Origin of the sequence: Microbacterium sp. NPDC080005, from assembly GCF_040702445.1 — a bacterium.
Classification (GTDB): domain Bacteria; phylum Actinomycetota; class Actinomycetes; order Actinomycetales; family Microbacteriaceae; genus Microbacterium; species Microbacterium oleivorans_D.
This window is the reverse complement of the sequence record NZ_JBFBLD010000001.1, coordinates 1,275,246-1,289,195: the sequence shown is the minus strand read 5'-3', so window position 1 is coordinate 1,289,195 and position 13,950 is coordinate 1,275,246. Positions and strand designations below refer to the sequence as shown.

The following is a 13,950-nucleotide window of genomic DNA, read 5'->3' as shown; positions in this document are numbered from 1 at the left end:
CGGTCAGCGTGCGCTGTCGAGCGCCGTGCGGACGGTGCTCTGCAGGTCGTGCCACGAGACGATGAACTTCTCGACGCCTTCGTCCTCGAGCACCTGCGTGACATCGGTCAGGTCGACGCCCGCGTCCGCGAGCTCGTCGAAGACCCGATGGGCATCCTCGTAGGAGCCGGTGACGGTGTCGCCCGTGATCGTCGCGTGGTCGAACGTCGCCTCGAGGGTCTTCTCGGGCATCGTGTTGACGGTGCCGGGAGCGACCAGCTCGGTCACGTACAGGGTGTCGGGGAGGGCCGGGTCCTTGACGCCGGTCGACGCCCACAGGGGCCGCTGGACATTGGCGCCCGCTGCGATGAGCTCGAGGGCGGCCGGCTCGGCGAACCGCTCTTCGAAGAGCTCGTAGGCGAGGCGGGCGTTGGCGATGCCCGCCTTGCCCTTCAGGGAGGTCGCGGCGCTCGAGCCGATCGCGTCGAGGCGCTTGTCGACCTCGGTGTCCACACGCGAGACGAAGAACGACGCCACCGAGTGGATCGTCGCGATGTCGTGACCGTTCTCCTTCGCGCGTCGCACACCGTCGAGGTAGGCGTCGATGACCGCCGCGTAGCGCTCGAGGCTGAAGATCAGCGTGACGTTGACCGAGATGCCCTCCGCGAGGACCTCGCTGATCGCCGGGAGCCCTGCGAGCGTGGCGGGGATCTTGATGAGCGTATTCGGTCGGTCGACCTTCGCCCACAGCTCCTTCGCCTGCGCCACCGTGGCGTCGGTGTCGTGCGCGAGATCGGGGGAGACCTCGATCGAGACCCGACCGTCGACGCCGTTCGTCCGGTCGAAGACGGGGCGGAAGATGTCGGCCGCGTCGCGCACGTCGGTCGTGGTGATCTCGAAGATCGCCGTGTCGACGTCGGCGCCCTGGGCCGCAAGCGCCTGGAGCGGAGCGTCGTAGGAGTCGTCCTCCGTGTTGCCGATCGCCGCCTGGAAGATCGAGGGGTTCGTGGTGACCCCGACGACGTCCCGCGTCTCGATCAGCTGCGCGAGGTTGCCGGTGTCGATCCGCGATCGCGAGAGGTCGTCGAGCCAGATGCTGACGCCGGCGCCGGAAAGGTCCTCAGTGGGGGTGCTCATGCGTTCTCCTTGACGGTTGCGCGGGCCGCCTCGACGACCGCATCGGCGGTGACGCCGAACTTCTCGAACAGGGTCTTGTAGTCGGCGGAGGCGCCGAAGTGGTCGATGCCGACCGTGCGGCCGGTGTCGCCGACGACACCGCGCCACAGCCCGGTCGCGCCGGCCTCCACGGAGACGCGCGCCTTCACGGCTGCCGGCAGAACGGACTCGCGGTAGGCGGCATCCTGCTCCGCGAACCACTCGAGGCTCGGGGCGGACACGACGCGGGCGCCGATGCCCTCCGCAGCGAGCGTCTCGCGGGCGGCGACCGCCAGCTGGACCTCGGAGCCGGTCGCGATGAGGATCACGTCGGGCTCGCCCTCCGGCGCGTCGAGGAGCGTGTACGCGCCCTTGGCGACCCCGTCGGTCGTGGCGAAGCCGTTCTCGCCGCGCGGGAAGACGGCGATGTTCTGCCGAGTGAGCGCGATGCCGGTCGGTCCGTCCTGGCGGCGCAGGATCTCCAGCCATGCCGCGGCGGTCTCGTTGGCGTCCGCCGGACGCACGACCGTGAAGTTCGGGATGAGTCGCAGGGTCGCGAGCTGTTCGATCGGCTGGTGCGTCGGACCGTCTTCACCGAGGGCGACGGAGTCGTGCGTCCACACGAACACCGAGGGGATGTTCATGAGCGCGGCGAGGCGCACCGCGGGGCGCATGTAGTCGCTGAAGATCAGGAACGTGCCGCCGAAGGGACGCGTGGGGCCGTGCAGCTTGATGCCGTTGACGATGGCCCCCATCGCGTGCTCTCGGATGCCGAAGTGCAGCACACGGCCGTACGGGTCGCCCGACCACTCGTGGGTCGACCACTCTGCCGGGATGAAGCTCTTCGCGTCCTTGATCGTGGTCAGGTTCGACTCCGCGAGGTCGGCGGAACCGCCCCACAGCTCGGGGAGCTCGGCGGCGAGCGCGTTGATGACGAGGCCCGAGGCGGCACGGGTGGAGACGTCCTTGCCGGGCTCGAAGGCGGGGAGGGCCTCGGCGATGCCGTCGGGGAGCGTCGCGGCCTCGAGACGGTCGAGCAGCGCCTTGCGCTCGGGGTTCGCGGCGGCCCAGGCGTCGAAGGACTCCTGCCAGGCCGCGCGCTCGGTGGCCGCCCGCTCGGCGAGCGAGCGCGTGTGGGCGATCACGTCGTCGGCGACGACGAAGCTCTGCTCCGGGTCGAAGCCCAGGACCTTCTTCGTGGCAGCCAGCTCGTCGGCGCCGAGGGCGGAGCCGTGGATCTTGCCGGTGTTCTGCTTGCCCGGGGCCGGCCACCCGATGATCGTCTTCAGGATGATGAGCGAGGGCTTGGCGGTCTCGGCCTTGGCTGCCTCGATCGCCGCGTGCAGGGCCGCCACGTCCTCGACGTATTCGCCCGTCTTCTTCCAGTCGACGGTCTGGACCTGCCAGCCGTAGGCCTCGTAGCGCTTCTGCACGTCCTCGGTGAAGGCGACGTTCGTGTCGTCCTCGATCGAGATCTGGTTGGAGTCGTAGATGGCGATGAGGTTGCCGAGCTGCTGGTGGCCGGCGAGCGAGCCGGCTTCGGCCGTCACACCCTCCTGCAGGTCGCCGTCGCCGGCGATGACGAACACATGGTGATCGAACGGGGATGTGCCCGCCTCGGCCTCGGGGTCGAACAGGCCGCGCTCGTAGCGAGCGGCGTACGCGAATCCGACGGCCGACGCGAGGCCCTGACCGAGCGGACCGGTCGTGATCTCGACACCCTTGGTGTGGCCGTACTCGGGGTGGCCCGGGGTGAGCGATCCCCAGGTTCGCAGCGACTTCAGGTCATCGAGCTCGAGTCCGAAGCCCCCGAGGTAGAGCTGGACGTACTGCGTCAGCGAGGAGTGGCCGGCCGAGAGGATGAAACGGTCGCGTCCGAGCCAGTGGGTGTCGGTCGGGTCGTGGCGGAGCACCCGCTGGTACAGCAGGTAGGACGCGGGCGCGAGACTCATGGCCGTGCCGGGATGGCCGTTGCCGACCTTCTCGACGGCGTCCGCCGCCAGTACGCGCGCCGTGTCCACCGCGCGCCGATCGATCTCGTCCCAAACCAGCTCTGACACCTGAAGGCCTTTCGTCGGTGATTCCGCGCGAGCGTCCGCTGATCAGAAGGAGAAGAGGGGATACCCGACGCCGGGATTTTCAGCATATCGACCCGAGCGTGCCGCCGAGGCCGCGTCGACGCTGTGTGACGTGCGCTCTGAGCGAAGCGGTGACCCTCCGGCGGAGGGAACCGGTCGCAGGTCATGGCGTAGACTCGTGCGGACGATCTACACGGCAGGGGCGATGGCACTCACGGACACCGGCGCGCGCGTTACCGCGCCCGCTCGACAGTCGTTCGGCCGCACCCTCCGCGCCTACGTCCAGCTGACGAAGCCTCGCGTCCTGGAACTGCTGCTGGTGACGACCATCCCGGTCATGTTCCTCGCGGCGAACGGGCTGCCCGACCTCTGGCTCATCCTCGCCACCGTCGTCGGCGGCGCCATGAGCGCGGGGTCCGCGGCATCCTTCAACATGTACCTCGATCGCGACATCGACGCGCACATGAAGAGGACCGAGAATCGTCCGCTCGTGACGGGCGAGGTGACACCGCGCGGTGCGCTCGTCTTCTCGTGGACGCTCGCGATCGCCTCGACGGTTTGGCTCTGGGTGTTCACCAACTGGGTGGCCGCTGCTCTCAGCGCCGGCGCCATCTTCTTCTACGTGGTCGTCTACACGATGCTGCTCAAGCGCCGCACCGAGCAGAACATCGTGTGGGGCGGGATCGCCGGCTGCTTCCCCGTCATCATCGGGTGGTCGGCCGTCACCGAGTCCCTGACGTGGACGCCCTTCATCCTCTTCCTGCTCGTCTTCCTCTGGACGCCGCCGCACTACTGGCCGCTCTCGATGAAGTACAAGGGCGACTACGCCGAGGTCGACGTCCCGATGCTCGGAGCGACCCGCAACGGCACACAGGTGGGGCTGCAGGTCATCCTGTACGCGTGGGCGACGGTCGCGAGCTCACTGCTGCTGATCCCCGTCGCACCGATGGGACTCGTGTACACGGCGTCCGCTCTGGTGCTGGGCGGATGGTTCATCTACGAGTCGCACGTCCTCTACGCACGCGCGGTCCGTGGCGAGAAGGTCCGTCCGATGCGTGTGTTCCACGCCTCCATCACGTACCTGACGCTGCTGTTCGTCGCGATCGCGATCGACCCGCTGCTGCCCTTCTGACGCAGCGAGCCGATCGGCGCGATCAGCGTCCGGCGCCGTCGAGGACCGGCTGTGCCGTCTCGTCGGACGTGTCCTCCGCGGCGGGTGCCGGAGCGTCCTCCGCGGCCTGCGTCGCGAGCGCGTCCCGCTCGTCGGCCGTGGCGGCGCGCGGCGCCACGGCGAATGCGCGGAGCGCTCCGAGCGTGAACGCCAGCAGCAGACCGATGGCGCCGACGCCGACGAGGATCGCGCCGAGGACCGCCCAGATCTGGCCGACGTAGACGTCCACCCCGGTCGCGGTGCCCGCGGTCAGGGCCGTCTCCATCTTCGCGAGCTTGTCCATGAGGACGACGCCGCCGGCGGCTCCGGATGCGAGCGAGCCGGCCACGAGCAGCCAGAACGGGATGCTGCGGGTCAGGCGGGGGCGGGTGTTCATCGAATCTCCTCAGGGTCGAGGTCGTCCGGTCTCGGACGACCCGGGCCACTGTTCCCGGCGGACCCTGACGGAAGCGATGCGCCGCCTATGAGATTTCGGTGTGCGCCGGCGCCTTCAGGCGCAGGATGACGACCGTCATCGCTGCGGCGGTGAGGGCGGCGAGCACCATGTGGACGCCGACGGCGAGCTCGGGCAGTCCGTTGCGCGCCTGATAGAGGCCGACGGCGATCTGCACGGCTTCGGCCGCGAGCAGGACGGTCACCCACGTGCGCGGCCGGAGGCCCTGACGCCAGGCCACCGCGGCGAGGGTCACCGTGAGGGCGAGCAGGGCGTAACCGGGCCAGGCGTGCACGTGCTCGAGGATCTCGGCGTTGAAGCCGTTGCGGCCGGCGTCGGCGTCGCCGGAGTGCGGGCCGGCGCCGGTCGTGAGCACGCCGAACGCGATCGTGAGCGCTAGCACGCCGGTCGTCAGGTGGGCCAGCCGGGCATACCAGGCGGGCACGGCGCGGACGCGCGCGCCGGCGGGCTCATCCAGGCGGACGAGGAACGCGGCGCACACGCACACGAGGACGAGCGACACGACGTAGTGGAATCCCACGATGAAGGGGTTCAGCCCGGTGAGGACGGTGACGCCGCCCACGATGGCCTGTGCGACGACCCCGCCCAGCACGATGAGCGCCAGCACGAAGAGGTCGCGGCGCGTCCGCCGCATCCGCCAGACCAGGACCACGACGAGGAGCGCGAGGATGCCGACGAGCCCGGTCAGCGTGCGGTTGCCGAACTCGATGACGCCGTGGATCCCCATCTCGGGGGTCGCGACGAGCGAGTCGGGGGTGCAGGTCGGCCAGGTCGGGCAGCCGAGACCGGATCCGGTGAGACGCACGGCGCCGCCGGTGCCGATGATGAGGGTCTCAGCGAGGAAGGAGAGCCACGCGACGACGCGGAGCAGGCGCGAGACCCGGGTCGCGGGCGGCGCGGTCGGTGTCGACGCGGTGATCAGCATGGGGTCGCCTCCGGGCGCGGGCCGGCACGCCGCGGGGGATGGCCGTGCCTGTAGAATGAAGCTGTCGGCGAGCGCGATCCCCATCGCAGCCCGCACAACGATTCTAGGCGCGGTATTGCGTCGTCAGAGCGGCCAGCAGCGGCATCCCCCTCGTGCACTCCTCTCGCGGGAGGGAATGCCGGAACGGATGACACCGTTGCCGCCCGTGAGGAGGAAAGTCATGTCGGATGTGCTCATCGACCGTCCCGAGCTCGAAGGGCTGGGGGTGTACGAGTTCGGCTGGCACGATGCGGATGCCGCCGGTGCCGTCGCCCAACGCGGAATCAACGAGGACGTCGTTCGCGGCATCTCCTCGTTGAAGAGCGAGCCCGAGTGGATGCTGAAGACCCGTCTGAAGGGCTACCAGCTGTTCGGGCGCAAGCCCATGCCGACGTGGGGTGCGGACCTCTCCGGCATCGACTTCGACAACATCAAGTACTTCGTGCGCTCCACCGAGAAGCAGGCGCAGACGTGGGAGGACCTCCCCGAGGAGATCCGCAACACGTACGAGAAGCTCGGCATCCCGGAAGCGGAGCGTCAGCGCCTCGTCGCCGGCGTCGCCGCCCAGTACGAGTCGGAGGTCGTCTACCACCAGATCCGCGAGGACCTGGAGCAGCAGGGCGTCATCTTCATGGACACCGACACGGCGCTGCGCGAGCACCCGGAGTTCTTCGAGGAGTACTTCGGCACCGTCATCCCCGCCGGCGACAACAAGTTCGCGGCGCTGAACACCGCCGTGTGGTCGGGCGGCTCGTTCGTGTACGTCCCCAAGGGCGTCCACGTCGAGATCCCGCTGCAGGCCTACTTCCGTATCAACACGGAGAACATGGGCCAGTTCGAGCGGACCCTGATCATCGCGGACGAGGACAGCTACGTCCACTACATCGAGGGCTGCACCGCTCCGATCTACAAGAGCGACTCGCTGCACTCGGCCGTCGTCGAGATCATCGTCAAGAAGAATGCCCGCGTGCGCTACACGACGATCCAGAACTGGTCGAACAACGTCTACAACCTCGTCACGAAGCGTGCCGTGGCCCACGAGGGCGCGACCATGGAGTGGGTCGACGGCAACATCGGCTCCAAGGTGACGATGAAGTACCCCTCCATCTACCTGATGGGCGAGCACGCGAAGGGTGAGACGCTGTCCGTCGCCTTCGCCGGTCCCGGTCAGCACCAGGACGCCGGCGCGAAGATGATCCACATGGCGCCGCACACGCAGTCGTCGATCGTGTCGAAGTCGATCGCCCGCGGCGGCGGTCGCGCGGGGTACCGCGGCGAGGTCCGCGTCGACGCCAACGCGCACCACTCGGCCAACACGGTCCGGTGCGACGCGCTCCTGGTCGACACGATCTCGCGGTCGGACACGTATCCCGCCATCGACATCCGCGTCGACGATGTGCAGCTCGGCCACGAGGCGACCGTCTCGAAGGTCAGCGAGGAGCAGCTGTTCTACCTCATGAGCCGCGGCCTCCCCGAGGACGAGGCGATGGCGATGATCGTGCGCGGCTTCATCGAGCCGATCGCCCGCGAGCTGCCCATGGAGTACGCCCTCGAGCTGAACAAGCTCATCGAGATGGGCATGGAAGGATCCGTCGGCTGATGACGACAGCGACTCAGGCCCCCGCATCCGCTGCGAAGGGCCACATCGACCCTGCGGCGACGCTGACCGAGCACACGGTCCCCGTGCAGACCCGGTCGGAGCGGCCGTGGTCGTTCGACCCCGCCGACTTCGGCACGCCCACCGGCCGCGAGGTCAACTGGAAGCACACGCCTCTCGACCGGCTCGCACCTCTGCTCGCGGACGAGGAGGCTCCTCACGACGTCATCGGCGTCGAGGTGTCCGGACCGGACGCCGTGGAGCATCGCCGCCTGCAGAAGGACGAGGCGCCCCGGGGCGAGGTCTTCCGGCCGGAGGACGTCGTCAGTGCGATCGCGTGGTCGCAGGAGCCCGAAGCTCCGCTCATCCGCATCCCCGCCGACACCGAGCTCGACGAGCCGGTCGTCGTGACCCTCACCGGTCGCGGTGGCGTCGCGCACGCGCACGTGGTCATCGAGGCGCAGCCGAACTCCCGCGGAACCGTCGTCCTCCGTCACGAGGGATCGGCGTCGCAGGCGCAGAACGTCGAGATCATCGTGCGCGACGGCGCCGCCCTCACCGTCGTGTCGGTTCAGCGCTGGGACGACGACGCCGTGCACCTCGCGGCGCACCAGGCCCGCGTCGACCGCGACGCCTCCCTCACGCACATCGTCGTGAGCCTCGGCGGCGGTCTCGTGCGCGTGAACCCCTCCGTCGAACTCGCCGGAGCAGGTTCTCAGGGACGCCTGTACGGGCTGTCGTTCGCCGACGCCGGCCAGCACCTCGAGAGCCAGGTCTACCTGCACCACAAGGGCGCCCACACCAACGGAGACGTGCTCTACAAGAGCGCGCTGCAGGGCGCCTCGGCACGCACCGTGTGGATCGGCGACGTCCTCATCGGACCGGATGCGGTCGGCACCGACTCGTACGAGGCGAACCGCAACCTCGTCCTCACCGACGGGGCCCGCGCCGACTCCATCCCGAACCTCGAGATCGAGACCGGCGACATCGTCGGCGCCGGTCACGCGAGCGCGACCGGTCGCTTCGACGACGAGCAGCTGTTCTATCTGCAGGCCCGCGGGATCGACGAGGAGCAGGCACGGCGCCTGGTCGTCCTCGGCTTCCTCGCTGAGATCGTGCAGAAGATCGGCATCCCCTCACTCGAGGACGAGTTCATCTCCGCCATCGAGGCGGAGCTGGCCGGCGGGAGTGACGCGTGACCGCGCAGAAGGTGCTGCAGCTGAGTGACCTGACGCAGGACACGGCCGTGCGGGTCGAGATCGACGGCGTCGCGATCGCCGTCGTGCTCGACGGGGAGGGCGAGGTCCACGCGATCGGCGACACCTGCACCCACGGCGACATCTCGCTCGCCGACGGTTTCGTCGAGGGCGAGACGCTCGAGTGCTGGGCCCACGGATCCGCCTTCTCGCTGCGCACCGGGCGCCCCCTGAATCTGCCGGCGTATGAGCCGGTGCCCGTCTACGAGGTCACGATCGACGGGCACGACATCCTCATCGATCCCGCCGTGACCAAAGCCGTGAACTGAAGAAAGAAGCTGACATGTCTGTCCTCGAGATCCGCGACCTCCACGTGACGGTCGAGACGGAAGCCGGCGAGACCCCGATCCTCAACGGTGTGACGCTCACCGTCCGCACCGGTGAGACGCACGCCATCATGGGCCCGAACGGCTCCGGCAAGTCGACACTCGCGTACACGATCGCCGGTCACCCGAAGTACACCGTCACCGCCGGCACCATCACGCTCGACGGCGAGGACGTCCTCGCGATGTCCGTCGACGAGCGCGCCCGTGCGGGACTGTTCCTCGCGATGCAGTACCCCGTCGAGATCCCCGGTGTGACCGTCACCAACTTCCTCCGCACCGCAAAGACGGCCGTCGACGGCGAGGCGCCCTCGATCCGCGCGTGGACCAAGGACGTCAAGCAGGCGATGCAGAACCTGCGGATGGACCCGAAGTTCGCGGCCCGCAACGTGAACGAGGGCTTCTCCGGCGGTGAGAAGAAGCGTCACGAGATCCTCCAGCTCGAGCTCCTGAAGCCGAAGCTCGCCGTCCTCGACGAGACCGACTCCGGCCTCGACGTCGACGCGCTCAAGATCGTCTCCGAGGGCGTCAACCGCGCCAAGGAGCAGAGCGACATGGGTGTACTGCTCATCACGCACTACACCCGCATCCTCCGTTACATCCAGCCCGACTTCGTCCACGTGCTCGTGAACGGTCGCGTCGCGGAAGAGGGCGGCCCGGAGCTCGCAGCACGACTGGAGGACGAGGGTTACGACCGTTTCCTCGCCCCGGTCGGCGGCGAGCAGGCCTAGGATCGTCGCATGACCGAGACGCTCGCACCCGAGAAGTACGACGAGGTCACCGAGGCGCTCAAGGACGTCATGGACCCCGAGCTGGGGGTCAACGTCGTCGACCTCGGCCTCATCTACGACCTCGGCTGGGATGACGAGAACGACGCCCTCGTCATCCACATGACCCTGACCTCCGCAGGCTGCCCGCTCACCGATGTGCTCGAGGAGCAGACCGGACAGGCGCTCGACGGTGTCGTGGACCGGTTCCGGATCAACTGGGTGTGGATGCCGCCGTGGGGTCCTGAGCGGATCACGGACGACGGTCGCGACATGATGCGCGCGCTCGGCTTCTCGATCTGACCCGAATCCGCGAAAGGGGCGGTGCGACCACGTCGCACCGCCCCTTTCGCGTGCCCGGGGGTCAGTTCTCCGAGCGGCCGAGACGCCAGTAGCCCATGAACGCGACGGCGCGACGGTCGACGCCGACTTCGCTCACGAGGTGTCGGCGGAGTGCCTTGATGGCGGATGCCTCGCCTGCGAGCCAGGCGTAGAGGGGGGCGCTCTTGAGGGCCGCCCCTCCCTTGGCGGTGCGCGGGACCTCCCACAGGATGTCGTGGTCGACGTCGATCTCCTCGACCTCGGCTCCGATCCCGCCCGGAGCGAGGCGCCGCGCGACGTCGGCGACGGCGGAGATGAGGTGCGTGTGCCGGCGGTCCTCGCCGCCCCGAGCCTCGATGATCAGCTCGAAGCCGGGGTGCGAGGGCACATAGGCCGCGTCGCTCGGGTGGGGGAGCTCGAGGACGACGACACCGCGCGCATCGGCGGGGAGCTGCTCGAGGATCCGCGCGATCGCCGGGGCGGCGGTCTCATCCCCGGCGAGCAGGATCGCGTCCGTCTTGGCCGGCGGTACGAAGTCGATGCCGTAGCTGACACCGCTGTGCTCGGTGGTGGGAGCCAGGATCAGCACCTCGTCCCCGACCTCGGCGTCGGCGATCCAAGCGGATGCCGGACCGAGCACATCGTGCGCGACCATGTCGATGTCGACCTCGCGAACGGCGCCGCGCACCGCCCGCGTCGTGTACGTCCGCATGACCGGGCGCTCCGCCTCGGGCATGGCACGCCAGCGGTCGTACCAGTCGGCATCCGTCGGCATCGATTCCAACGACGCGGTCGGCGTCGGGAACATGATCTTGACCCGCTGATCGAAGCCGGGGTCGCCGTACGCGCCCAGCGCGTCGTCGCGGAACGTGAACCGGCGGAAGCTGGGCGTCAGGTCGGTGACCGCCGCGACGGGGGCGCGGAAGAAGTTCATCGTGCTGAGGGACATGGTCTCGGCTTTCAAGCGGTCAGACGCCGGCGGGGACGTGGTGGCGACCGATGGGGAGGACCATCGGGCGTCCGGTGAGCGGGTCGGGGATGACGCGGCTGTCCATGCCGAAGACGTCCTTGACGGTCTCGGCGGTCAGGATCTCGCCCGGGTCTCCGGCGGCGTAGAGACGCCCACCGGCCATCGCGACGAGGTGATCGGCGTACCGCGCCGCGAGGTTGAGGTCATGCAGGACCATCACGATCGTGGTCCCGGAGCGCCGGTTCAGATCGGTCAGCAGGTCGAGGACGTCGACCTGGTGGCTGACGTCCAGGAACGTCGTCGGTTCGTCGAGGAGGAGCACGTCGGTCTGCTGTGCCAGTGCCATGGCGATCCAGACCCGCTGCCGTTGGCCGCCCGAGAGTTCGTCCACCGCTCGGTCCGCCAGGGCGGCGGTGTCCGTCGCGTCCAGGGCGGCCGCGACGGCCTCGTCATCCGCGCGGCTCCACCGCGACAACGGGCCGTGGTGCGGGGTCCGTCCGCGACCGACGAGATCGGAGACGGCAATCCCCTCCGGCGCGATGGGGGATTGGGGGAGGAGTCCGAGCTCACGCGCCACCTGCCTCGTCGGCAGCTTGTGGATGTCCTTGCCGTCCAGGAGCACCTGGCCGGCGCGGGGCGTCAGAAGTCGCGCCATGGACTTGAGCAGGGTGGACTTCCCGCACGCGTTCGCCCCGACGATCGCCGTGATCCGACCGGGCGGGACGACGAGGTCGAGGTCGTCGACGATGAGGCGGTCGCCGTAGGCGAGCTTCACACCGGAGGCGTGGAGGGTGCGGTCCGCGGTCATAGGGAGCCTCCCGAGCGGCTGCTGCGGATGAGAAGGAAGATGAGGTACGGCGCACCGAGGACGCCGGTCACGACGCCGACCGGCAGACGCATCCCGAGCAGGTACTGCCCGGCGAGGTCGGCGACGAGCACGAGGAACGAGCCGAACAAGCCGGCGACCAGCACCGGCGAACCCACCGGTCCGAGCATCCGTGCGGCGATGGGTCCGGAGAGGAAGGCCACGAAGGAGATGGGACCGACGGCGGCCGTCGCGAACGCGAGAAGCACGACGGCGCCGACGATGAGCAGGATGCGCCGCCTCTCGACCGGCACGCCCAGGGCCGATGCCGCATCGTCCCCGAGCCTCATCAGCTCGAGGTCGCGGGTGAGCCAGAGCACGATCGGCACGACGACGATCATCGCCACCGACAGCGGGAGAACCTCGTTCCACGAGGCGCTGTTCAGGCTCCCGGTGATCCACCGCATCGCCGCCTGCAGATCCCACTCCGCCGCGCGGGAGAGCACGTAGGCGACGATGCTGTTGAAGATGGCCGCCACGCCGATGCCGATCAGGATGAAACGCGCCCCGGAACCGCCGTCCTTGAACGCCAGGAGGTAGATCGTCAGTGCCGTCGCGATGGCCGCGACGGTGGCGAGGACCGAGACGGCCGTGCCCGAGAGCGAGAGGAAGACGATGCCCACGACGGCCGCCGCGCTCGCGCCCGCGTTGATCCCGATGATGTCGGGGCTGGCCAGCGGGTTGCGCAGCAGTGTCTGGAAGACGGCGCCGCCCATGCCGAAGCAGAGACCCGTCAGAAGGGCGACCGTCGACCGGGGCAACCGCAGCTCGCCGACGGTGAAGGACGCGCCGGGGACGGTCTGTCCCGTCATCACCGCCCAGACCTCCGCGGGCGTGTAGAAGGTCTGGCCGACCATGAGTGAGATGAGGTACGTCGCGAGCACGGCGACGAGGAGACCGCCGGTCACCAGGATCCGCCGGCGCGCACGCCGGGCCCGACCGGCGCTCACGGCGGAGAGCGTCGTCTGAGCGGGCGCGAGGGCGGTCACAGCGCGCGCATCTTCTGTCGGCGGACGATGGCGATGAAGAACGGGGCGCCGATCAGCGCGGTCACGACGCCGACTTCGACCTCCTGCGGTCGTGCGATGACGCGACCGACGACGTCCGCGACCGTGAGGAGTCCGGCGCCGACGAGGGCCGAGACGGGGAGCAGCCACCGGTGGTCGGGGCCGACGAGCAGGCGGCACACGTGCGGCACGATCAGTCCCACGAATCCGATCGGGCCGGCGACGGCCGTCGCCGCGCCGCAGAGGATCACGGCGCCGAGCGCCGACAGCAGGCGCGCCGTCCGGACCTTCTGCCCGAGGCCGGTCGCGAGGTCGTCGCCGAGCGCAAGGGCGTTCAGCGCGGCCGCGGAGGCGATGCAGATGACCATGCCGACCGCCAGGAATGGGAGCACGAGCAGGATGTTCTGCGTCGTCGCGCCGCCCACGCCGCCGATCTGCCAGAACCGGAAGACGCTCATCACGTCGATGCGGGGAAGCAGGATCGCGCTGATGAGCGACGTGACCGCCACCGCCGTGGCGGCTCCCGCCAGGGCGAGCTTGAGAGGGCTCGCGCCGCCACGACCCAGCGACCCGATGGTGTAGACGAACAACGCTGCCAATGCCGCGCCGAGCATGGCGAGCCAGATGTACCCGAAGGCGCTTGTCACCCCGAAGAACGCCAGGCCCGTGACGACGGCGAGGGATGCCCCACCGTTGATCCCGAGGATCTGCGGATCGGCCAACGGGTTGCGGGTGACGCCCTGCATGACGGTGCCCGCGACGGCGAGCGACGCGCCGACCAGCAGGGCCAGGATGGTGCGCGGCACCCGGCGTGCCACGGCGGCGGCATCCGTCGTCGTCAGATCCCCGGTGAGTCCCGCGATGATCTGCGACGCGTCCACCGTCCGGTTACCGAAGGTGACCGACAGGACGCAGATGACGGCGACCGCGATCACCAGGACCAGCACCCACAGCACCCGCCGCCGCCCCGACCGGCGTCGGAGGGACGCGGTCGTGGCGGCGGCGGGTGCGGGAGCGAGAGCGGTCATGGTGAGAGCGGCGAG

The 13,950-nt window shown here is 69.4% G+C and carries 14 protein-coding genes; 6 read left to right on the top strand and 8 right to left on the bottom strand.

The genetic code is table 11. From position 1 onward, the window contains the following. Positions 1-3: 3 nt before the first annotated feature. Complete coding sequence (gene tal / locus AB0259_RS06295; protein ID WP_366220016.1) at positions 4-1,116, bottom strand: transaldolase; 1,113 nt, start codon at positions 1,114-1,116, stop codon at positions 4-6. Then, complete coding sequence (tkt, locus tag AB0259_RS06290; RefSeq protein WP_366220017.1) at positions 1,113-3,194, bottom strand: transketolase; 2,082 nt, start codon at positions 3,192-3,194, stop codon at positions 1,113-1,115. The genes tal and tkt overlap by 4 nt, the downstream gene beginning before the upstream one ends. Positions 3,195-3,417: 223 nt before the next feature. On the opposite strand from tkt, the gene AB0259_RS06285 reads away from it, so the two are divergent. Further along, positions 3,418-4,344, top strand: a complete 927-nt coding sequence (locus AB0259_RS06285) for a heme o synthase (RefSeq protein ID WP_251581247.1) — start codon at positions 3,418-3,420, stop codon at positions 4,342-4,344. 22 nt (positions 4,345-4,366) lie between these two features. Here the strand turns inward: AB0259_RS06285 and AB0259_RS06280 are convergent, their stop codons facing one another. Further along, the gene (locus AB0259_RS06280) at positions 4,367-4,759 is read right to left on the bottom strand and encodes a dinucleotide-utilizing enzyme (protein ID WP_366220018.1); all 393 of its coding nucleotides are present in this window, start codon (positions 4,757-4,759) and stop codon (positions 4,367-4,369) included. An 85-nt stretch (positions 4,760-4,844) separates the two neighbouring features. Then, positions 4,845-5,762: a COX15/CtaA family protein gene (locus AB0259_RS06275; RefSeq protein WP_366220019.1), complete on the bottom strand. Its 918-nt coding sequence runs from the start codon at positions 5,760-5,762 to the stop codon at positions 4,845-4,847. A gap of 220 nt (positions 5,763-5,982) precedes the next feature. Here AB0259_RS06275 and sufB point away from each other — a divergent pair, with 220 nt between their 5' ends. Genes sufB through AB0259_RS06250 form a run of 5 tightly spaced genes read left to right on the top strand, consistent with a single transcriptional unit; the run spans position 5,983 to position 10,047 of the window. Further along, the gene (gene sufB, locus AB0259_RS06270) at positions 5,983-7,401 is read left to right on the top strand and encodes a Fe-S cluster assembly protein SufB (protein ID WP_366220020.1); all 1,419 of its coding nucleotides are present in this window, start codon (positions 5,983-5,985) and stop codon (positions 7,399-7,401) included. After that, the gene (sufD, locus tag AB0259_RS06265) at positions 7,401-8,597 is read left to right on the top strand and encodes a Fe-S cluster assembly protein SufD (protein ID WP_366220021.1); all 1,197 of its coding nucleotides are present in this window, start codon (positions 7,401-7,403) and stop codon (positions 8,595-8,597) included. The genes sufB and sufD overlap by 1 nt, the downstream gene beginning before the upstream one ends. After that, positions 8,594-8,923, top strand: coding sequence for a non-heme iron oxygenase ferredoxin subunit (locus AB0259_RS06260; protein ID WP_366220023.1), 330 nt, complete (start codon positions 8,594-8,596; stop codon positions 8,921-8,923). Before sufD ends, AB0259_RS06260 begins: the two co-directional genes overlap by 4 nt. A 14-nt stretch (positions 8,924-8,937) precedes the next feature. Continuing rightward, complete coding sequence (gene sufC / locus AB0259_RS06255; RefSeq protein WP_366220024.1) at positions 8,938-9,708, top strand: Fe-S cluster assembly ATPase SufC; 771 nt, start codon at positions 8,938-8,940, stop codon at positions 9,706-9,708. A 9-nt stretch (positions 9,709-9,717) separates the two neighbouring features. Next, on the top strand, positions 9,718-10,047 hold the full coding sequence (locus AB0259_RS06250) for a metal-sulfur cluster assembly factor (RefSeq protein WP_064002279.1): 330 nt from the start codon (positions 9,718-9,720) through the stop codon (positions 10,045-10,047). 61 nt (positions 10,048-10,108) lie between these two features. On the opposite strand, the gene AB0259_RS06245 is transcribed toward AB0259_RS06250, so the two are convergent. The 4 genes from AB0259_RS06245 to AB0259_RS06230 are packed head-to-tail and all read right to left on the bottom strand — an operon-like array spanning position 10,109 to position 13,935. After that, on the bottom strand, positions 10,109-11,014 hold the full coding sequence (locus tag AB0259_RS06245; RefSeq protein ID WP_251580547.1) for a siderophore-interacting protein: 906 nt from the start codon (positions 11,012-11,014) through the stop codon (positions 10,109-10,111). Positions 11,015-11,033: 19 nt separating this feature from the next. Continuing rightward, positions 11,034-11,843 (bottom strand): ABC transporter ATP-binding protein, encoded by an 810-nt coding sequence (locus AB0259_RS06240; RefSeq protein WP_366220025.1) that lies wholly within the window; start codon positions 11,841-11,843, stop codon positions 11,034-11,036. Beyond that, positions 11,840-12,889: an iron chelate uptake ABC transporter family permease subunit gene (locus AB0259_RS06235; RefSeq protein ID WP_366220026.1), complete on the bottom strand. Its 1,050-nt coding sequence runs from the start codon at positions 12,887-12,889 to the stop codon at positions 11,840-11,842. Before AB0259_RS06235 ends, AB0259_RS06240 begins: the two co-directional genes overlap by 4 nt. Further along, positions 12,886-13,935, bottom strand: a complete 1,050-nt coding sequence (locus AB0259_RS06230) for an iron ABC transporter permease (RefSeq protein WP_366220027.1) — start codon at positions 13,933-13,935, stop codon at positions 12,886-12,888. Before AB0259_RS06230 ends, AB0259_RS06235 begins: the two co-directional genes overlap by 4 nt. Positions 13,936-13,950: the final 15 nt, after the last annotated feature.

What these genes read in the sequence shown, in the direction of transcription:
- tal (WP_366220016.1), bottom strand. Translation starts at nt 1,116, where the DNA reads ATGAGCACCCCCACTGAGGACCTTTCCGGCGCCGGCGTCAGCATCTGG.
- AB0259_RS06285 (WP_251581247.1), top strand. Translation starts at nt 3,418, where the DNA reads ATGGCACTCACGGACACCGGCGCGCGCGTTACCGCGCCCGCTCGACAG.
- AB0259_RS06280 (WP_366220018.1), bottom strand. Translation starts at nt 4,759, where the DNA reads ATGAACACCCGCCCCCGCCTGACCCGCAGCATCCCGTTCTGGCTGCTC.
- AB0259_RS06275 (WP_366220019.1), bottom strand. Translation starts at nt 5,762, where the DNA reads ATGCTGATCACCGCGTCGACACCGACCGCGCCGCCCGCGACCCGGGTC.
- sufB (WP_366220020.1), top strand. Translation starts at nt 5,983, where the DNA reads ATGTCGGATGTGCTCATCGACCGTCCCGAGCTCGAAGGGCTGGGGGTG.
- sufD (WP_366220021.1), top strand. Translation starts at nt 7,401, where the DNA reads ATGACGACAGCGACTCAGGCCCCCGCATCCGCTGCGAAGGGCCACATC.
- sufC (WP_366220024.1), top strand. Translation starts at nt 8,938, where the DNA reads ATGTCTGTCCTCGAGATCCGCGACCTCCACGTGACGGTCGAGACGGAA.
- AB0259_RS06250 (WP_064002279.1), top strand. Translation starts at nt 9,718, where the DNA reads ATGACCGAGACGCTCGCACCCGAGAAGTACGACGAGGTCACCGAGGCG.
- AB0259_RS06245 (WP_251580547.1), bottom strand. Translation starts at nt 11,014, where the DNA reads ATGTCCCTCAGCACGATGAACTTCTTCCGCGCCCCCGTCGCGGCGGTC.
- AB0259_RS06240 (WP_366220025.1), bottom strand. Translation starts at nt 11,843, where the DNA reads ATGACCGCGGACCGCACCCTCCACGCCTCCGGTGTGAAGCTCGCCTAC.
- AB0259_RS06230 (WP_366220027.1), bottom strand. Translation starts at nt 13,935, where the DNA reads ATGACCGCTCTCGCTCCCGCACCCGCCGCCGCCACGACCGCGTCCCTC.